The 19,560-nt window shown below is 42.7% G+C and carries 16 protein-coding genes; all 16 read right to left on the bottom strand.

The window, feature by feature from the left end; genetic code table 11:
* Nucleotides 1-13 precede the first annotated feature (13 nt).
* Nucleotides 14-763, bottom strand: coding sequence for a DUF6090 family protein (locus LDX50_RS20845; protein ID WP_225698140.1), 750 nt, complete (start codon nucleotides 761-763; stop codon nucleotides 14-16).
* A gap of 149 nt (nucleotides 764-912) precedes the next feature.
* Nucleotides 913-2,181 carry a hypothetical protein gene (locus LDX50_RS20840; protein WP_225698139.1) on the bottom strand — a complete coding sequence of 423 codons (1,269 nt, stop codon included), beginning with the start codon at nucleotides 2,179-2,181 and terminating at the stop codon, nucleotides 913-915.
* 204 nt (nucleotides 2,182-2,385) lie between these two features.
* Nucleotides 2,386-2,856, bottom strand: coding sequence for a hypothetical protein (locus LDX50_RS20835; RefSeq protein ID WP_225698138.1), 471 nt, complete (start codon nucleotides 2,854-2,856; stop codon nucleotides 2,386-2,388).
* A gap of 208 nt (nucleotides 2,857-3,064) precedes the next feature.
* The gene (locus LDX50_RS20830; protein ID WP_225698137.1) at nucleotides 3,065-7,132 is read right to left on the bottom strand and encodes a hybrid sensor histidine kinase/response regulator transcription factor; all 4,068 of its coding nucleotides are present in this window, start codon (nucleotides 7,130-7,132) and stop codon (nucleotides 3,065-3,067) included.
* Between the two features lie 120 nt (nucleotides 7,133-7,252).
* A complete protein-coding gene (locus tag LDX50_RS20825) occupies nucleotides 7,253-9,382 on the bottom strand; it encodes a M20/M25/M40 family metallo-hydrolase (protein WP_225698136.1) in 2,130 nt (709 codons plus the stop codon).
* A 143-nt stretch (nucleotides 9,383-9,525) separates the two neighbouring features.
* A complete protein-coding gene (locus tag LDX50_RS20820) occupies nucleotides 9,526-10,986 on the bottom strand; it encodes an alpha/beta hydrolase family protein (RefSeq protein ID WP_225698135.1) in 1,461 nt (486 codons plus the stop codon).
* A 122-nt stretch (nucleotides 10,987-11,108) separates the two neighbouring features.
* Nucleotides 11,109-11,282, bottom strand: coding sequence for a hypothetical protein (locus tag LDX50_RS20815; RefSeq protein ID WP_225698134.1), 174 nt, complete (start codon nucleotides 11,280-11,282; stop codon nucleotides 11,109-11,111).
* Nucleotides 11,283-11,341: 59 nt separating this feature from the next.
* A complete protein-coding gene (locus tag LDX50_RS20810) occupies nucleotides 11,342-12,781 on the bottom strand; it encodes an amidohydrolase (RefSeq protein ID WP_225698133.1) in 1,440 nt (479 codons plus the stop codon).
* A 187-nt stretch (nucleotides 12,782-12,968) separates the two neighbouring features.
* Nucleotides 12,969-13,103 (bottom strand): hypothetical protein, encoded by a 135-nt coding sequence (locus LDX50_RS30850; protein WP_255647359.1) that lies wholly within the window; start codon nucleotides 13,101-13,103, stop codon nucleotides 12,969-12,971.
* 119 nt (nucleotides 13,104-13,222) lie between these two features.
* The gene (locus tag LDX50_RS20805; protein ID WP_225698132.1) at nucleotides 13,223-13,918 is read right to left on the bottom strand and encodes a DUF4386 domain-containing protein; all 696 of its coding nucleotides are present in this window, start codon (nucleotides 13,916-13,918) and stop codon (nucleotides 13,223-13,225) included.
* Nucleotides 13,919-13,974: 56 nt separating this feature from the next.
* Nucleotides 13,975-14,421: a DUF6326 family protein gene (locus LDX50_RS20800; RefSeq protein WP_225698131.1), complete on the bottom strand. Its 447-nt coding sequence runs from the start codon at nucleotides 14,419-14,421 to the stop codon at nucleotides 13,975-13,977.
* A 138-nt stretch (nucleotides 14,422-14,559) separates the two neighbouring features.
* On the bottom strand, nucleotides 14,560-15,315 hold the full coding sequence (locus tag LDX50_RS20795) for a hypothetical protein (protein ID WP_225698130.1): 756 nt from the start codon (nucleotides 15,313-15,315) through the stop codon (nucleotides 14,560-14,562).
* Nucleotides 15,316-15,385: 70 nt separating this feature from the next.
* Nucleotides 15,386-16,390: a peptidyl-alpha-hydroxyglycine alpha-amidating lyase family protein gene (locus tag LDX50_RS20790; RefSeq protein ID WP_225698129.1), complete on the bottom strand. Its 1,005-nt coding sequence runs from the start codon at nucleotides 16,388-16,390 to the stop codon at nucleotides 15,386-15,388.
* Nucleotides 16,391-16,641: 251 nt separating this feature from the next.
* Nucleotides 16,642-17,328: a DUF6090 family protein gene (locus LDX50_RS20785; protein ID WP_225698128.1), complete on the bottom strand. Its 687-nt coding sequence runs from the start codon at nucleotides 17,326-17,328 to the stop codon at nucleotides 16,642-16,644.
* A 71-nt stretch (nucleotides 17,329-17,399) separates the two neighbouring features.
* Nucleotides 17,400-17,912, bottom strand: coding sequence for a GNAT family N-acetyltransferase (locus tag LDX50_RS20780; protein WP_225698127.1), 513 nt, complete (start codon nucleotides 17,910-17,912; stop codon nucleotides 17,400-17,402).
* A gap of 35 nt (nucleotides 17,913-17,947) precedes the next feature.
* Entirely contained in the window at nucleotides 17,948-19,453 is a 1,506-nt protein-coding gene (locus tag LDX50_RS20775; RefSeq protein WP_225698126.1) for a serine hydrolase domain-containing protein, read from the bottom strand.
* Nucleotides 19,454-19,560 lie beyond the last annotated feature (107 nt).

The raw sequence follows: 19,560 nt of genomic DNA, 5'->3' as shown, positions 1-19,560 counted from the left end.
CCGATCAAAGTTTCTAATCTTTGGATAACTTTTTTATTTCCAGTTCGATATCCCTTGCAAGTTGCTGGTAACTTTCCTTCGAGATCTTTAATGGACGTTGAATAAGCCAGAAATTTTGATTTTTCAGTGTCTTCAGGAAATATTTGAACTGGTGATCCTTTTTAAGTTCCTCGTAGTCAATGGGAACCATTTCGCCCACCACATCTGGTCGCCCATTCCACATCTGATCAAAATGCTTGCTTAGAATAGCTTTGGAAGCATCTTCAATGACTTCGGTATATCGTTGAGAGAGGCTTGCTGCCAATCCGCCCGCATAGTTGTAATAGCTGATAATATCGGACCTCAACGATTCATTTGAAATGAGGTTAATATCGTTCGACATAAGTGATTCATAAGTTGAAAAGTCATATCGCAATCCCCAGTCGCTGGTCATATTTGAAAAATGAAATTTCAGTGTGTCTTTATATGGAAGGTCCTTCTCCATATAATCTATGAGGTAATTGATTGAATTTATGGCCTTCTCGTAATTCACAGTGCTCTGTGCATGATAAGCGGAATCCTGTGACAAACTCAATACGAAGTTCTGCAGCGTTTTTGTTTCCTGAATTTTCAATTTCCGATCCTCATTCCAGAGATTGATTTGCAGTGCAATTAAAATTCCAATGACGACAAGAATGATTTCACCGAAAGCATATTTGAGATAGCTGCCTGTTTTACCTTCAGTAAGCAGACGCTGACGGATTTTCCGAAAAAATTTTATCATGTGTTTCTGTGTGATGAGGGCGCCGGCCTTACCTGGTAACATCAGGCGGTCTTTTTCTCACGCCAACAAACCGTAATAACAGGATAGAATTGCAAAAAAGCAATCTTTATAACGCCGATGACTAATTGTTGTCAGGATAGGCATCCCGGCTAGGGAGCCACAGCAATATGGCCTACCTCGTTCACCCGTGCCGTGAATCCTGCGCGGCGCAGTACATCGACCGCCAGTTGATTAAGGCCTTCTTCGTTAAGCTCTTTGAGTATATTACTCGCATTTGTCCACAGAATTTGAGGTGGAACGGCAGGATCCACACCCCCGTAATAGCCTTCACTGTCCCGCGGGCAGAGGTCGTAATTCTTTCGCTGATCATCATGAAATGCATAAAATGTATTCATGAATTCAGGATCTTTACGGATAATACTGATGTATTTAACCAATTCGGCTTTTTGCCTGTCATCGGCATGATTGGAGTACCAGGTAACAATCCCCATGGGGCAGAGACAATCGATGCTGAAGGCAAACTCACGGTTCACCAGCTGGTTACCGTTTTTTTGATATACATGATAATAGCATTCGGTTGATCCTGCCCAATCACCGCCGATTAAAACGATCCCGCCTTCTTTTGTTTTTTGAGCAAACCATTCAAGCGCTTTTTCAAGAAAGGCATCGTCAAAGTAATACAGGACATTGAAACATCGGATGACATCCTTGGGAGTGATGTCAATCTGACCAATTCCACCCTTCAAAAATGTCAGTTGTTCGGTCTCATAGCTTTTGATGGGATTTAGCTTCAGGGAAGGATAGTCTTCCCCGGAAGGGTTATTTAGTAATTCTTCCAGTAAATTTTCAAAGCGTGTTCTTGTGGCATTTGAATCCGTGAGTAACTTGTTCCAGTTCTCGATGGATGGAATAGCTGGCTGGAAATAAACGGTAGATTTATCCTCATCAAGCGTGGCATAATTTCCATCAGAATCAAAGATGAGATAGGCTGGCAGTGAGGGATCTGCGCCGGTGATTTTCCAGTCATCCAGGAATCCCGCTGTTTCGAGCGTTGTAAATGGAGGAAATCCACAGCCTATGTCCAGCATTTCTTTCCCCTCGGAAGCCAACCAGGAATTTGATTTAACATATTGATCAATGACCGCATGTCGGCCCTGGATGGTGATGGGAGGCACTTTGCCCTCCCAGGCACCCGGCAGTATTCGTGCCAGGAGCGTCCCGAATATATCTGCCTGAAGAAGGGACATGTCCTTTGCCGGCAACCCTGAACTGCTGATCCAGCCAAACATTCGTTGAATAAAGGCGAAAACATCGGGCCTGTCAATGGGTAATCGCTCTAGTTTGGCCTGGAACTTCGGGGACAATTCCCCGTTGAAATATTGAACATTAAGATCCTTAACAAATTCACTGGTATTCATAATTTCAACGGGGCTTATGATTAATGTTTACGATGGATAAAGAAATCATCAGATCTTGAAACGTCCGGTAAATCAACCTTGGACGAAAGAGAATGTCCGCAGCTAATTTGTTCTGATCAATCCTTCACAATCAATTTAGTGCCCTAATTGAATTTTACCAATTATAGCGCAGATTCTTTGCGATATATTTCAGTCTGGTAAATCCTAATTGTTGGGGACAAAAACAATAACAGACGTTGCAGGTTCTTCATTTCCGGAATTTGCAAAATCAAAACTGTCATTACTGTTTGTGAGTGTGATCGTATTATTCCCCATTTCATACGTTCCGGTAACTACGGGCCTGCCTGCCTCTGCAGGAGTTGATATATAAGTTTTATTCGGACCCAGTGATATGATGGCATCCCACTCATCAACCGGATTATTTTGAAATTCAATCCAGGTTCGGGTGCGTCCTTCTCCCCCCGGCAGCATGGTATAGCGAATTTCTCCTCCTGCGGCAATAAAATTCACGACCTCCGAGGAATTGGATTTATTTGTAAAAATCGCAGAAGATGCAATCCAGCTTCCCTCGAAATCTTCAATGGTCACCTGCGGTGTTGGTTCGGAATCATCACTGGAACAGTTGAACCCGAACAGGACGATAAATACAAGTACAATAATTTCAAAGCGTTTCATGATAGTGTTTTTTTGGTTTACATAAATTATCGAGATGCCGTTTGCAGATCGATGATTTAAAGCTCTGAAAATAATCCGGGCATAATTTGTCTCTGTGTTTCAAAGACGTGTCTGTATGTTTCATTCGCCGAAATTCCGGCATTTGAAACGATTTTGAGGCTTAAAAAGCAGGTTTTCCTGCCTTCATAGCAAGGATTGATTGGGCTGTTTATTTTTTTACGTAGGAGCTTGGGGGAGCTCCAAGGGCCTCAGAAAATACCCTGCTGAAATGTGCCTGGGTCTTGAAACCCGTCTGGTAAGCTACTTCACTTACATTAAATTCTCCTGAAGAAAGTAATTCCCTGGCCTTTTCCAATTGCACCTTTCGTATGAGGTTTGAGGTAGATTCCCCAGTAATGGCAACCAGTTTTCGATGCAGTTGCGGCCGACTTAAATGGACAAGATCGCACAGTTTGGTGATGTTGAAATCTTCATGTTCAATATTTTCCAATATGACATTTCGTATTTTCAATAAAAAAGCGTTTTCGGTTCCGGACAGGCCGCTGACCGGTTTGGAAAAATCAGATTCTGAATAATGCTTCTGTATTTCTGCGCGCAGCGCCAGTAAATTCTTGAGACGGATTAAAAGTTCCTTACGGTTAAAAGGCTTTGACAGATAAACATCGGCGCCATGCTCCAGGCCCTGAATTTTGGAATCTCCGTCTGCCTTACCTGTGAGCAGAATGATTGGGATATGGCTGGTGCGTTCATCCTTTTTCAATGTTTCGCAAAGCTCAAAGCCATCCTTTTCCGGCATCATGATATCGCTGATAATGATATCGGGTATGAGTTCAATGGCTTTTTCGATTCCTTCAACACCATTTGTAGCCCTGATGGTCTGGTAGCCTTCTTTGATGCTGGCACCAATGTAATGAGCAACATCTGCATTATCCTCCACTATCAGGACTAAGGGTTTATCCATGTCTTCATGGGCAGAATCCATTTCAGTTTCGATGAAATTAGATATACTCTCAGACCATTCATCACGGGCATTTTCCAATGGAATCATTTCGGCGATTTGAGCATCCTGAGTTATCGGCAACAGCACGGTAAATTCCGACCCTTCATCTATCGTGCTTTCGACCTGAATATTACCATTAAGTAACTTCACAAGTTGTTTTACCAGGGATAATCCGATTCCGGTTCCTTCACCTTTCCGGATATTGGAGTCATCCACCTGGTAAAAGCGGTCGAATATTCGATTAATTTTATCGGCTTCAATGCCAATGCCGGTGTCTCTTACTTTAAACTCCAGAAAAGGTTGCCCCTGGTCTGCAAAAGTCTTCCGTACCTGAACATAAACGTTCCCGCTGCCGGGTGTAAATTTAATGGCATTAGACACCAGGTTCCCGACGATATAGGAGATTTTATCAACATCGAAATCCATTATAATCTCCTCTTCTTCCGGATCAAAATAAATCTGTACCTGTTTTGCTTCACCATAGGACTGAAATGATTCCATTCGGTATTTCAGGTAATCGACAATGTTACCCTGCTGGTTATTGACCGACAGTACACCTGCTTCCAGTTTAGAAAGCTCAAGCATTTGATTGATCAGGTTCAGTAGGTTTTTTCCGTTTCGGTCAATCATTTCAACCGCGTGGAGAACCTTATCCGTTTCGCCTTCCTCAGCATATTCCTTTGCCGCGTCATTCATTCCCAGCATAACAGTTAGGGGAGTGCGAAACTCATGTGTTATGTTGGTGTACATTTTCGTTTTTACTTCATCAAGCTCCTTCATCCGGAGGGCTTCTTCCTTTTCCAGGTTTCTTTTCAGCAACATCCGGTAGATAAAATAGATCGCGGCAGCCACTATGAAAATATAAATCAGAACAGCCCACCACCTTAAATACCAATATTGTTTTATACTGATGGGTATGGCGATTTCATTCAGCGCGGAAATATTATTGGGTCCAACCGCTTTTGCGTGGAATATGTAGTCTCCCGGTGGAATTTCCAGGTACCTGGCTTCATTGCGGAACCCATCGTCAATCCATTGATTGTCCAACCCCTCCAGGATATGTGAATAATTGCTGCTGAATTCGTCACCATAAATGGTGTGCGTATATCTGAATGTAATGGTTCTTTCGTTGGCATTAAAAATGATCTTATCAGCTATTGTATAGGGAAGGTTTGGAATATTGATGAGTGCATCCTCCTTTTGATTGTATTTTGATATCCCCACAAGGTTTAATTGACCTTTTTTACCTGTGGTCATTTTGAAATTTTCAGGATTAAACCCTACGATGCCATTCGGTCCGCCAAAAAACAACCGGCCTGATGAGGTTTTATGACAGGACCATAAATTGAATTCATCAGATGCCAGGCCCTGTTCCTGGTAGTAATTAACCATTACATTTTCATATGGATCTAACTGGCATAAACCATCACGTGTTGCCAGCCATAAATGATCCTTGGATCCTAATACATTGTAAACCACATTGGAAGGAAGTCCGTCCTTTCTGGTGTAGAATTGCCTGTCGCCCGTTTGCGGATTATATCTTATCAGACCTTTATTGGTTGACAGCCAGAACTCATCATTCCAGTTTAATACCGAGGTGATCATGATATCATAGCCTTCCTGGATTGAGTAAACTTCAAGAAGGGAAACCTCCTGTCTGCTGCAATCAATGAGGTAAATACCCTGGTCATAGCTGCCATATATGGCATCATGCACTGGATCATACCGCGCGAATTTGAAATCTGCATGTACTGCAGCCGGACCCGGTCTTAGGTCTGCCGGAATCATTTTTTTATTCTTCCTGTCGAATATACTGATATCACCCGGTCCACACCACCACAGTTTTCCTGAGGCATCTTCGAAAATTCTGGGCCAATACTTTTGAAAAGCATTTTCAGTAAAATTCTCTGCCAATGGAGAAACAGGGATGGCATAAACTTCCTCGGCGCCTGTTACAATATTTGTTTTAATCAGTTTATCAGCCTGGTTTGTCCAGAGGTATCCGTCACGGTTTAATACCATGGAATAAAACCATTTTGAGATATTTTCGCCAGAGCTTGTTCTGTATTGCCTTTTAATCTGAGTGGTTTCACCAGTCACCAGGTTTACCGTGTAGAGGTCTTGCTCGTTTTCCTTCACCAGCAACACATCCGGTGAAAGCTCAATGATTTCCCGGGCGCTGAATGCTCTGATGCTTTCGGACGGACTTGCCTGGTTGAAGTAGGTATTGAATAATTTTTCCCGCTTTTTAAACCGGACTGCGCCAAAAAAATGGCCATTCCAGAAACCACCATCCTGGTCCTCAAAGAAATGATACATCAATTGTACACCATTGGATCTTTTGAACATCGGGTCGACAAATCTTTCAAGTGTTCTTGAATTCACATCATACTGATAAACGTCTCCTTCCCCATGATAGAACCAGATGTTCCCGGCATTATCCAGTTGTACCCGTTCAATTTTCGATACGTCAATGTCATCGGGTAAACTAAAATTTAATAATGCCTCATTTAGCGGATCGACATTGTTTGAAGGGTACCAGAATTTGCGATCCTTGTCGACAGGAATAGCATATCCATTTGCATTCACCGGAAAGTATTCAATAGTGTTGTTTGAAATATCGGCCAGATAATAGCCTGCTCCCATACCCCAGAGCCATAATTTTCCATCCGATCGCTCGGTAAAATATTCCAGTGTCGTACCTGCCACCGGGATATTCAATATGTTTTCAAATTTGTTTTTCGCGGGGTTGTATCTCCATATGGTATTGGTCCCCGATTGATAGTAAAGTGCAATAAAATCGTCGTTACTCAGAGGGCCGAAATGTTTCATTTCAGCATTGAGATTGCCCTCATCGAATGTATGTTGAACCCTTGTAATTTTTCCAGATGCCAGTTCCAGTTTGTTGAAAACTCCATCGTTACCATATGCCCAAATATTACCTTGCTGATCTTTGCTGACTCGAATGATGGTATTGGTGCTAAGCGTTGCAGAATCATTATCTGAATGCTGCCAGGTAATAAAATTCTCGCCGTCATATCTCCTGAGTCCGGTATGATTGGCAAGCCAGATGAAGCCATCATCATCCTGGGTGATGTCATAAACCCACCGGAAGTTCTTTCCGTAATCGGTGGTGCGATGCGTGATTTCAATATTACTCTGGGCGGATGTTGTATATATACAGCCGAGGTGAATTGTAAACCACAAAAGAGCGGTAAGCTTACTCTGTTTAAATACCATGGATTCTACAAGTAAGACCCTGCAGTCATTTTTCATTTGACCGCAATTACCCCAATTTAATATTCTGAAATGATTTATTTGTCTGATGAATGCAGAATCATTGTGGTTTCGGAGTTTTATACTTTAAGGAATTCGTATGAAATTCTGAAATTGTCTTTACTCATGAATAATCGCCTGAATCAGTTTAACAAGATTATTCATGTCCCGGTAATCCATCGCTTCCACCGGCGAATGCGAATATCTTCCCGGCCAGGATAGGGGAATAGATGGAATCCCATAACCCAGAAATGCCTGTCCGTCGGTTCCCCCAGACGTCATGCCGTATTGCGTTTTAATTGCGTTTTTGGCGGCAAGGTCCTGGACGGCCCTGAGATTTTTCCGGCTTACGTAATTAATACTTTCCAGCACCCGTATGACTGCGCCATCACCCAATGGCATGTTCGCAAATGTCTCATCAGTATACGGATCATCAGAAGAGACATAAGTATCAATAGGGTAGACAATATCCGCATCTGTGAGATCTTTTGCGGCATAGGAAGAGCCTGTAAGCCCGATTTCTTCCGCGGTCGACCAGACGAAGGTTACCCTTCGGTCAAGTTCAGCAGGATTTAAATCTTTTAAACTCATCAGCAACGCAGCGCTGCCTACGCGGTCATCAAAGCCACGCGCGGCCGCACGGTTCTCACTCAGACGGATCATTTTCTTGGGCATGGTTACGGTAGTGGACCCAATCTTAATTCCGGCAGCCAATGCCTCACTTTTTGAATCAAAGCCGGCAAATACGGTAAGGTCCGACGGGAGTGCTCTTGCCTCAGCAGTTTTATAATCCTTTCTTGGCTCGAAGACTCCCGGTATCGGTTGGTTTGATACATGGATCAATGCCGGCTGCGCTTCCCATAACCACTGGAGCATCCCGCCCTTGGTCCCGAGTACCAGTTTGCCATCATCGGTAATGGAATCCACAATATATCCGGTCTCATCCATGTGGGCAACAAACACGATATGCTCGTCTCCCTGGCCGAAGCTGAGACGAATATTTCCTTCAGAATCGACGTCAGGCTTCGCCCAATCGGGCAATTGAGTCAGTATATGCTCCCTTACCTGTCCCTCATCGGAGCTTACCCCGTAACGTGCTACGAGTTCTGAAACTACATTGTGTTCATCGTTGAAAGTTCTGTAGGTCGCTCCGGGTATTTCAGTCTTTACTGCCGGCAAGTCATTTGATTTGTTCTTTCCGCCCACTACTCTGAGCCAGTAATCTGCCAGGTGCTCCACATCCGATATAGCAACCATTTCAACCGGAGTGTGCTCATACAGTCCGGGTAAACCGATTTCATAAACGTTAAGCTCATCGAAATTAACAGTAGAGGCACGATTACCGAAGGGAATCGACGGTTTCACATCTGCGTAGTTCACATCGCTGTTGAATGATCGGCCGTTTGTAAGCAGGGTGTTCGCCGCAAGATTATCCGATTCCAGGAAACGGTTAAACCGATGGATCTCATCGAAGGGTCCGTGCGTATTGATCACTGCCTCCAGTCCCTTTCCGTTGATCAGTTCGAGGGTGGTCCATGCAATGACCACCGTACCCTTGATATCTTTTTCACGGATGCTGTTGGCCACGGCGGCAAGCGCTATCGCTGCCGACTTAGTTTTCATAGCCGGCGCCGCCATCATGGTATTATTGATTATACTTACTTTTTTATTCAGTGTTACAGGGTCGAGAAGTTTGATGTTTTTTTGAGCGACGCCCTTCTCGGATGATTCACCAACATCTACAAATGCTTCGTGCCATGTAAAGGGAGTTTTAGAACTTTCCAGGATGATCCGGAGTCTTTCATAGTGCATGGATCGCACCGTTGAAACACCCGTTAAGGGCCCCTTTTCTGTTGTGATGACAACTTCATGCCCCTGTAAAAATTGATGATAAAGATTGCCTGCATGTCCGAATCCAATCGGGGCAAGTCGTAGATAGCCATCTTCCTGGATCTGGCTTATCACATATCCCGGCTCATCCAGCGGTGCGGTGATCAGTTTTTTGGGAGACCCCGAGCCGATGGTCAGGATCAGGTTGCCCAGTTTATCGGTTTTTACATCAGCATCCGGGAGTAATGACCGGATATAGGCAGCTGCGGCATCCTCTCTTCCTGTTACGGAAGAGATTTCCGCGAATGCCTGCAGGTGGGGGATCAGGCTGTTGTAGTTTTTATCGCTTTGTGCGAGGGAATTACTGATATCAAGAATTACAGCTGCAAATAGGATCACAGCATATTTGAAAATGTGCATATAGTTTAGGGGTTCCGTTGAAATCCGGCAGCAGTGAGACAACATCAGCTGCCGAATAATCCCCAAAGTAGTAAAAGGGAACCAGTGAAACAACGGAATTTCATATACACGTTAATATACGCGCTCTGAAGAGATTACCCCTTTTAATGGAGCAATAATGAATCCCCCTTATAGATATTCATTTCCAGCATTTCATAGGTTGAATCAAGCGTTTCAACAGGCGATGTGCCATCATTCTTAAGGTGTCGGTTGAAAAAGGATGTTGTCAGCCTGCCCGTAATTTTCATGGCCAGATCCGGATCAATTTGTCCCGCCTGGCTGAGTGCTCTTACCGGAATCATGTAGGGGATATCCATGAAGTTGCTGTGTTCTGATTTCAGTAGTTTGGCCTCATAAAACCAGGAGGTACTTTTGTTGATGTAAGCATGGCTGTTCAGGTCCTCGTGATCCGCGGGCCAGTCGGCCGATAAAAAAAGAAAGGGCTTCTGGAACACCGTATCAACGATTTGTCCCCACTGCACACCGTCCAGGTTCGCCCCGGCTTTAATCCGGTTGTCAACTAACAGTGATTGTCCGGCAGCCCCACCGCCTCTTGAATGTCCGAAAACTCCTACATTCGCTACTTCCAATCGGCCTTTGAACAAGCCTTCCTTATTCCAGTTATCCAGTTCGTCAATAACATCCATGATATCGAGTGCCCACCGTTCCACAATATCTCTGACGAAATAGGTTGTAAGTGCCTTCTCAACAATGGGATGTCTTTCTTCAAAGGAGAGCCCGTTCCTGAATGCCTCCTGCACAGGCTGAATCTTCTCCCAGGTTCCCGCTTCGATACGGGCAGCATAGTCGTAATCGAAATAAATTTCAGATCCGTCGGGAAAGGTTGAGCCGGTGCTTTCATAACTATGGTTGATGGCGAAAATGATATAACCCTGACTGGCGAGCTCCGAGAGAATTGCATAGTATCCGTTCGCCTTGGAGTTATAGCCGTGCGAGAAGATCAGTACCGGAAAGGTTTCACCGGCAACCGGAGTATTTCGGTAAACATGGGTTTCAATCTTATCGAGATAGTTGAACATCCATCCCGGAAGCTGGTACTTCTGGGCAAAGCCATTTCTGCCTCCCTTGTCGATGTATGAATCCATTTCTTCGCCAGGTTCTGTCGATGGATACCAAACCTTGATCATAAACCGCCTTTGATCGCCTTCATCTGTTGTGATGGGCTCCGGGCGGTCGGAATTCAACAGGATATCTGTTGTTCCTACCGCGTAGGGTCCTGTGGGGGACGGCAGTTCAAATACCGGGAAAACCGAAGGCAGCAGAATGGCCATTGCCAGGAGTACAGCAAGGCCGATGGTCTTAATGATCCTCAGAAAGATCGACGACTTCCTTTCCGGGTTTCTGAAACTGGTGATGATTGCGACAAGAAAGAGGAGGTAGGCCGGAGTTATTTGCCAACGGGGTCCTTCCGCGATCAGGTGTATGCCCAGGATCAGGATCAGGAATCCGATGACATAGCGTTTATTAACATATCTGTAAAGAATACGATTGAAAATGATCGTAATGGAAGAGGCGATAATTATCAGTAATTCGAAGAATTGCATACGTTGTTTTTATTGGTTTTTTGATGACCAAAAATCAACGGATTTAATAGAAAGGGCAATGTCGTATCCCGATGTAAACCGGTTATCTGTCGACAGAATACTGCTTAAATGACCATAGGGTGTTATTTCTTCTCTAAAATTTTGGAATTCCGCAGGCCGAAGTAGAGGACGAGCGGACTTAACAGGAAAAATATTTTTGTTTCTGTGTTGTCGATGCTCAGGGATTTAAAGATCAGGATATAGGCAAACAGGAGCAGATAAATGATCATGCCTGTTTTGATGAGTATGCTTTTCATTTGTTCGTATCGATGTGATTTTAAAGTATTTTTTTAATGTCTGACCTTCATTGTTAAACTTAATCCCTGTAATCCAAAGGCGGCTGTCGGTCACCCAGCAGGGCCTTGTACACATAATCACCTTTGGCCTCAATGAATTCTTCCTTTGCATCCACCAGCAATTTAGGCTGCGTAAATAAATCTATGGCCGTGAGTGCCATAGTCTTTGCGGCCACCATCATGCCTTTGATGCCAATATCCGTTCCTCCGCATGCGACGGCCTGCCAGCTGTGCGGACTGGTTCCGGGTACCCAGGTTGCTATTAATAACCCAACAGTTGGCACCATATAACTCACATCCCCAACATCTGTTGAGCCGCTCAGAGGGAGGCTGCCCGTCGGGTAAATTTGAGCGGCGTCAGATACATCAGGGGCTTTTTTGAGAAAACTTTCCTGCAACGTTTTCGCAAAGTTTTTATCTTCCTCGCTGTAAATTACCCCGCCAACCCGTTGCAGGTTGGTATTCATATTTTCGGCCAGTGTATTGTTGATCAGCAAATCATGGGAACCGCTGATGATTTCGTAATCCATGGATGTTTCGGTTCCCAGCGCAGCGCCTTCTGCGGCCTTTACTATCCGTTCGAATATTGATTGTACAACATCCTTTTTCGGATGGCGTACGTAATAGAAGACCTCTGCATATTCAGGGACCACATTGGGTGCTTCACCGCCGCTGGTAATAACATAATGGATCCGGCTTTCCTGCGGAACATGCTCCCGCATCATGTTCACCATTGCATTCATAGCCTCTACACCATCAAGGGCAGAACGCCCGTTTTCTGGTGCCACTGCGGCATGCGAGGCAATTCCGTGAAAACGGAACTTTGCTGTTTTATTGGCTAATGTGCTTGTCCCAATCACACCGGTTTTATCCCATGGATGCCAGTGGAGCACTGCGTCTACATCGTTGAAAAGTCCTGCGCGAACCATATAGGATTTGCCATTGCCACCTTCTTCTGCCGGTGTACCGTAAACCCGGATCGTTCCTTTCAGCTTTCCACTCTCAAGGTGTTGCTTAATGGCAATTCCTGTTGCCACTGCTGCGGCGCCGAACAAGTGGTGACCGCAGGCCTGACCATTTGACTTGCCATCAACAGGGGACCGTGTTGGTGTATTATCCTGGGAAATGCCAGGCAGTGCATCGTATTCGGCCAGGACCCCGATCACAGGGCTGCCGCTGCCATAGGTGGCTACAAACGAGGTGGGCATGCCTGCTACACCTGTTTCAACCGCAAACCCATTTTCCTCCAAAGTCCTGGCGAGTAGGGCAGAGCTCTGGTTTTCCTTGTATCCCAATTCTGCGTAGTCCCAGATTTCCAGTGCGAGTTCTTTATAGGTGTCGTAGTCAGACTGAATTGAAGCAGCGGTTTCATTTTTCATGGCTTCCACGGCCTTGGGTTTTTGAGCCAGGGTGGTACAGGTGACCGATATGCATAAAACGATGATCAGGAAGGATTTCATTAGATTTTATTTAAATGAGGGTTAGGTGTCGTAATTTGTTAGTAATCAGGGTTTATAATCCTTGCAAGAGCTCTGCTATTAGTCGGGATATATTCCCAAATTACAAGGTCCCCGGACTTAATTTACACTATTCCTGAAATCTCTTGATATTATTTTCAATCACTCGATTTAATTTTTCCAACTCCTTTCAAACAATTTCTCCTTCATCATAGATCAGTTCCATGTGTAATAGTCCAATTGACAACGTATTCCTGAATTCAGGATTATCAAAGAATTCAGGGTAAAGAAACTTATCCTTATCGCTTACTGCTTCTTCTTTCATTCGGGAACGGAGTTCAAATTTCGCTTCTAGAAGAAATAGTGTTAAGAATTCAAAATGCGAAATATGATGTGCAGGGTATTCAAGAATACCGACTTAGAGATACCTCCTTAACTATTATCTTAATTTGACGGTGATTCTTTCAAAGGTCGTATTCCAAAAATCAATAAATATCCGATCATCCAGAATTCTCCAATAGTTGCTGGAATTGTTAAGTATTTAGCCGGGGGGAATTCAATTCCCGAGTAACTGATTGTCGTGCTTAACAGGTAGCCAATACCGCCTATTATGAGCGTGCGCCCCAGCCATAAGGGCATCCTTTTTGAACTGGTGATAATGTATCCCAGGGGGATCAGCCATAGTCCGAAAAACAGTCCGCCCACCCGCCAGGCATTGGAACTTAGGTCGGTCAAAAGTTCTATTAAAATCAACTTGTCTTCAACATTCTGGGATGAACCGGCAATATCAATCGCCGTACCCATTGAAATGGCGCTGATGATAATGACTACTGAGTTGACCATTCCCCAGATTCCGACGGCCCATGCAGCCCAGTCATTTATTTTTCTGAACAGTTTAAAGAACCATACCGCGGTAAGGGCTTGTGAAACGATGATGCCAAATTCCAATAGCAACCGGGTTCTGGCGAGTGATTCGTTGTCAATCAGATTTGCAAGTGTTTTTTGCGGGTCTGCGGATACATATACCTGGGGGTGAAATATCATAAATCCCAAAATGCCGGATATGGCCATAAGCAGGTACCAGATCCCGGCGATTCTGGCGGTAGTTACTAATTGACGTTGGTTGTGTTCTGGAAACATGTTTTATTTTTATCTGATCTTACACACTGGTATTTCGGTTTTGCCGGAGCATTTTGTTATGAATTATTTCCCCTGGGCCATTTCCATGCCTGTGAAATGATAATGGCAAAAATTACAAGTTCCGCAAAGTTGAACATAACATAGAATGTATGCCATTCATCTGTAATGCTGGAAACAATAATGAGCACCGAGATACAAGCATACACGAATGCAAGGATGATATTTAACCATTTATTGAGTTGGGGCTGGAGAAAGATGGAAAGAAATATCATCAGGGCCGGAATAATTAAAATCAGGGAAAATATCATTAAAATTCCTGGAGATGTTGGTCCTACAGGAGTTTGAAGGTTCATCATTCTCTCTAATTTCCCGGGGGTCATTAGCTGGAAATAATCGGCATAAATGTACAGGAACATCAACGAGGTCCAAAGACTGGCAAGTTTAATTTTTATGTTGATTTTGAAGTTGGTTGATGATTCCGATCCCGTCGAATTTATACCCATGGTTATGATTTTAGTGTTTTGCTTTTAGCAAAGACGATGAAAAAGCAAGAATGTTACAAACCGGTAAATTTGTTCGGCTGAAATCATATTCATAGTTGATAGCTCAAAACAAAAAATGCCTCACTCTCGGATTGGAAATCAATCATTGCTACTCTCGCTTAGTAAGATAATTCGATCTATGGCTTTTCGAATTTCAGTGTCCTCATCTTTTACGATATTCAACAATACATTTACATCTCTGCGACGGTCATTAATTAAATTCTCAAATTCGATCGATGTCAAAAATGACAGATCAACACGTTCATCATCTAATCCCCTTTTGTACGGACGTGGTAATCTTGTTGCCAAATAGGGGGTAATAGTTTGCCGGGTATAATTAATTGCCTGCTCTTCCCTTTCAAAATAATCTGATATCAGGTCTTCCCACTGTATGAGCAAAGTTCGAAGTTCATTATTTGAAATAATTTCAAAGGATGACGTATTGATCAAAGTAGAAATGGATCCCATGGAAAGATCTGCAGAAATGGTGTTTCGGATCAGCTCCAATGCTATCGATAAAGTGTCTTTATTTATTTCATTTTGGTTTATTGGGAACAATTTTATCAATAAATCACACTCATTTAAAATGAGGTTATACGTTCTTACGGTACTTTCCAGCTCTTCCTTATTGTACTTAAATTCGGCATTAATTTCTTTTAGCAACAAACTCTCCTTTCGGCCATCAATTCTATTTTGATTCCAGTTATTAATTGAAAGCGCAATTAAAATTCCGATTACGACCAGAATTATTTCACCAACCGCATAAAGCAGATACCTGCCCAATCTGCCTGCCTGTCCGTCAGCCGGGTTCTGAGTCAGCAATTTTTGCCGAATTTTTCGAAAGAATTTTATCATTGGTTAAGGTTTATCCCCGATTAGTTAAAGGACAAAACAGTTGAAGGTTTTTCGTTCGTACATCACCGTCTCATTCTGTTGTTATTTTCTTAAACTTCCGCACTCTTCTGCCTCCTGTTTCGGCAACGTAAATATTACCCTCGCCATCAATGTCTATATCATGATAACGGGGAGCAGCAATTGAATCAGTCCTGCCAAATCGGACCAATTCATTTAGTGCTGCATCAAAAAGCAAAATATCAGCGCCCATTATCAAAGTGTCATTCACAGTTAAATTATCTATTGCGAATAAATTATCCTTCTGGTCGATTGCTATTGAATATAGTTGTGTTGCCATATTATTTTCCCATTGATTCAGAAAATTTCCGTCGGGATCAAATTTCTGGATTCGATTGTTCTCTCTGTCGGCTATAAAGACATTACCCTGTGCATCCAAATCAATACTGTGGGGGGTATTAAATTCGCCAGGTTTGTTTCCCATTGTTCCCCATTCAAAAAGATATTTCCCTTCCTTTGAAAATTTTACAACCCTGCTGTTACCATATCCATCACTTACATATAATGAACCATCATTTGCCACAGCAACGTCTGTGGGAAGATTAAAATGCAGCGAATCATTTCCCGGGATTTTTGCCTCACCTAATTTCATCAACAATTCACCCTCGTGACTGAATTTAAAAATTTGGTGTAAACCAACATCAGCCACCCAGACATTATTTTTATTGTCGACCGACAAGCCATGTGGCATTATAAAGAGATGGGATCCCCAGCTATTCAAAATTTTTCCGGTATTCTTTTCCAGGAGAAATATGGTATTGGATGAAATCAAAGAGTCGGGAATGGTCCATGTCCACTCTCTGCCGGTTCTTTGAAACATGAAAATATTTTGTTCGTTATCAACTCCTACAGCTGAAACGGCACTAAATGAAAATCCTTGTGATAATTGAGGCCAGTCCTTAACCAATACATAGGAATTACCTTTATCCTCTGAATTGGATTTGTTAACCTCATTGCAGGAGAAACAAATCAAAGCCAAAAGGATAAAATAACATTCCTTGATTTTTGTTTTTATCATAAGCGTATTAAGGTTCGAATTTTGGTTTGATTTCCAACGGCCGGAATTTTAGACGGGATCAGTTTATTTTTACAGGTAAATGCTAAAAGCAATATAATCAGAACCACAATGAAAGTACCAAAAAACGTAGCTTCGTTCGTTAAGTCATCATGTATATTGCTATCTAGGTCCAAGGCCGGCATACCTAATACGGGCCGGAGCTATAGTCCTTTCCGGCTATGGACGAGAGAACCAGGGTTAGGCTCTGTTAATTAATGCAATGAAACTATTTCGTCAATTTCTGCAATTGTACTGCTCAAATTATCCCCATAATAATTTAGTGAGAACGTATGGTAGTACATATCATTAATTAATTCATTCAATTGAGCTTCGCTCATATCCGGTATGTGACCGGTTCTTCTGATTTCGCTGTATTTCCTGGTAAAGTAAAACCACTTATCATCTGCAGATTTTGCATTATCCATGAGCCTTGTGTAAGTCGAATTATACAGTTTCGTTACCGCAGAACAAAAAGCCTTATTTTTGAATTTACTTATTTCATTTCCGGCTATTGCAGCTTGAAAAGAACCTGATATTGGATAAAATGTCCGATGAGTGGCAAAGTAGTTTCGGAGCAAAGAATCCAACAATGGTCTGTCGGCATCATACAGAAAAGATAAGTCTTTACTTAAAACTGAGTATACAGAATCTTTATCCTGAGCCAGTTGAATGATATACTTAATGTATTCCTTATCCTGAGCCAGGTCATTTTTTATGCCCTCAATAAATTCGTGTTCAGCAATATTTTGCTTTCTTGTCTCATTCCAGGTATTGATTGATAAAGCGATTAGAATCCCGATTACAACCAGAATAATTTCGCCAAAAGCATAAAGTAGATATTTACTGAATTTACTTTCAGTTACGAGTTTTTGGCGTATGCGATTAAAGAATTTTATCATTTATTATTGGTTGGTCCTGAATGTTTAAGGGATATGCCGCAGCAGTTCTAATTCTATATTATTACGTTTCTTTATCTTAACTCAATTTCATATATCCTCGATTCTCCTCCCCATGGATGATATCCGTTCCCAATATATTTGAATCCATACTTTTCATAGTATCCGATATGTTCAGTGCTGAGATATAAAAATTCAAAACCAGCATTTTTAGCATCGGTTTTGGCATATTCAATGAGTATTAAACCATATGCATTTCCTCTGTACTTTTCATCAATAAAAAGCGCACAAATCCAGGGGTATAAATCTCCTCGGCTGATAAAATCATTCGTAATAAGCCCGGCACACCCAATAATTTTGTCATCATTCAGTAATAAATACCATTGAGGTAATGCGTTTTTAGCATTGATACTGTGACTGATGCAATCTTCATAAATTATAGGCAAAACGTCTGGCCAACTCTTTTGAAAATAGGCGATTGCGTCATCTTTATATTCAGGATTTTTTCTTATGGAAATAATTTTCATAATACAAAACTGGTCAACGTAACGCCAATATCGTGCTTCTACTAATGTTCCCCAAGCCATTTAAGGCTTTGATTTCTGTGTGCATCCTTCGTGAATCACAACTTTTTAGCAGATTGTCCATAGAGGATGAAAGAATGGAACTCATCCTGCTTTGAAAACGAAACCGTGACACCGGTTCCCGGATGAATGAAATCAAGTTCATCTCCGTCAATTGGGACAAGCTCATATTCATCGCCATTTGGGAAGATGAGTGAAATGAGTCCATCGTTTGCGTCGAACGTGATCGAAAGGTCTATCTGATTGTTCCACCTGTAATTACCAGGTAGCGCCTTTAAAATTTTCTGATCTACTTGTTTCCGCTGAACTTCAGTTTGACTAAAGTGCCGCCAGTCATAGATCTGGGATGCCGATAAAAGCAATTCATTTCCAAGTGTTCCCCCGTTATCAGAATTGGTGAGGTAAACCAATCCATTACCACTTGTCAGGCTTATGGTCATGCCAGTCCGGTACCCTTCGTTGCCGCCATAGTGGGTGATAGAAATATCATCGCCGGATCTGTCAATGATGAAGCCATATACATGACCATTTCTTTCGTCGTTTAGCAATGAATTGATTTCAGATTGTGAGAATATCGAGACTTCGCCATTGTAGGCTTTGTAAATTTCAATCAGAAATTTTGCGAGGTCAACAGAATTACTCCAAAGTCCTGCCGCAGCCTGCTCGGGATGGTTTCGCCAACCTCCTTCCACCATATCTCCCGAAAACGTATATCCTTTTGCAACCCGGTTGGAATCTGAAGCAGGGAGCGGTTGCGTGAATTCAGAATGATTCATTCCGGCAGGATCAAGGATCCATCGTTTCATAATGGTTGAAAACTCGTCATTGAATATATTCTGAAGAGCCACTTCCGCCAGCGTATATGCGCCACCGGAATAAGCCAGTGTTTCGTTTGGTGTACTGGTCACTTCTATAGCCGGGGTATTGACTCCTTCGCTACCTCTTAAAATATCCATATCAGTGGGCATCGGAAGGCTTCTGTTATAACCCTGATATCCACCCGGATTAATGCCTGAAGTATGGGAAAAGATATTGCGAAATGTGACGGGATTCTCTGCTCTTTGTTTGCCTTCAGGTATTTCAAAATCCTTGAGATAATCCTGAATATTTGTATCCAGGTCTATCTCACCGGCGGAATACATACGAACGGCCGCCATAACGGTTACTGGCTTGGACAATGATGCTGCCTGGAATATACTGGTACAGTCCAGGGTTTGTTCATCAGCGAAATCCTCATTTTCATAGACGTCTGACCATTCAATCTCCCCATTCTTTATGATGGCGAGCGATAATGCGGGAATCTGATATTCTTTCATTTTATCTGGAATGGAACTGAAATTTTCCGGCTCACCCGAAAACTTAACTTGTCGGCGTATGCCTTGCTCAAGCTGTTCCTTTCCTGCGACAGATTCATCAGGCAAGATGCAACCCGGTTTGTTCACGTGATCTATCAGATCACTCGTGTCATTTGGCTGTGAGGTACAGGAGCCAATAAAAAACAACAGGAAAAACTGAAAGAACAATTTATTCGCATTTGACTTCATTTTTTTAATCTACATCATAGCATGTAAAAATCACAGACCCCTCCAGCGATATATGTCTATTCGGAATAATTATCAGGTCATTTACCCAATGAAGTGAAATGGCTTTT

The organism is Fulvivirga sedimenti, from assembly GCF_020328055.1.
Note: the sequence above shows the minus strand (reverse complement) of the source record. Positions and strands in the feature narration are given on the sequence as shown.

Coding starts and splice junctions, on each gene's coding strand:
- LDX50_RS20845 (WP_225698140.1), bottom strand. CDS start 763: ATGATAAAATTTTTTCGGAAAATCCGTCAGCGTCTGCTTACTGAAGGT.
- LDX50_RS20840 (WP_225698139.1), bottom strand. CDS start 2,181: ATGAATACCAGTGAATTTGTTAAGGATCTTAATGTTCAATATTTCAAC.
- LDX50_RS20835 (WP_225698138.1), bottom strand. CDS start 2,856: ATGAAACGCTTTGAAATTATTGTACTTGTATTTATCGTCCTGTTCGGG.
- LDX50_RS20830 (WP_225698137.1), bottom strand. CDS start 7,132: ATGAAAAATGACTGCAGGGTCTTACTTGTAGAATCCATGGTATTTAAA.
- LDX50_RS20825 (WP_225698136.1), bottom strand. CDS start 9,382: ATGCACATTTTCAAATATGCTGTGATCCTATTTGCAGCTGTAATTCTT.
- LDX50_RS20820 (WP_225698135.1), bottom strand. CDS start 10,986: ATGCAATTCTTCGAATTACTGATAATTATCGCCTCTTCCATTACGATC.
- LDX50_RS20815 (WP_225698134.1), bottom strand. CDS start 11,282: ATGAAAAGCATACTCATCAAAACAGGCATGATCATTTATCTGCTCCTG.
- LDX50_RS20810 (WP_225698133.1), bottom strand. CDS start 12,781: ATGAAATCCTTCCTGATCATCGTTTTATGCATATCGGTCACCTGTACC.
- LDX50_RS30850 (WP_255647359.1), bottom strand. CDS start 13,103: ATGAAAGAAGAAGCAGTAAGCGATAAGGATAAGTTTCTTTACCCTGAA.
- LDX50_RS20805 (WP_225698132.1), bottom strand. CDS start 13,918: ATGTTTCCAGAACACAACCAACGTCAATTAGTAACTACCGCCAGAATC.
- LDX50_RS20800 (WP_225698131.1), bottom strand. CDS start 14,421: ATGGGTATAAATTCGACGGGATCGGAATCATCAACCAACTTCAAAATC.
- LDX50_RS20795 (WP_225698130.1), bottom strand. CDS start 15,315: ATGATAAAATTCTTTCGAAAAATTCGGCAAAAATTGCTGACTCAGAAC.
- LDX50_RS20790 (WP_225698129.1), bottom strand. CDS start 16,390: ATGATAAAAACAAAAATCAAGGAATGTTATTTTATCCTTTTGGCTTTG.
- LDX50_RS20785 (WP_225698128.1), bottom strand. CDS start 17,328: ATGATAAAATTCTTTAATCGCATACGCCAAAAACTCGTAACTGAAAGT.
- LDX50_RS20780 (WP_225698127.1), bottom strand. CDS start 17,912: ATGGCTTGGGGAACATTAGTAGAAGCACGATATTGGCGTTACGTTGAC.
- LDX50_RS20775 (WP_225698126.1), bottom strand. CDS start 19,453: ATGAAGTCAAATGCGAATAAATTGTTCTTTCAGTTTTTCCTGTTGTTT.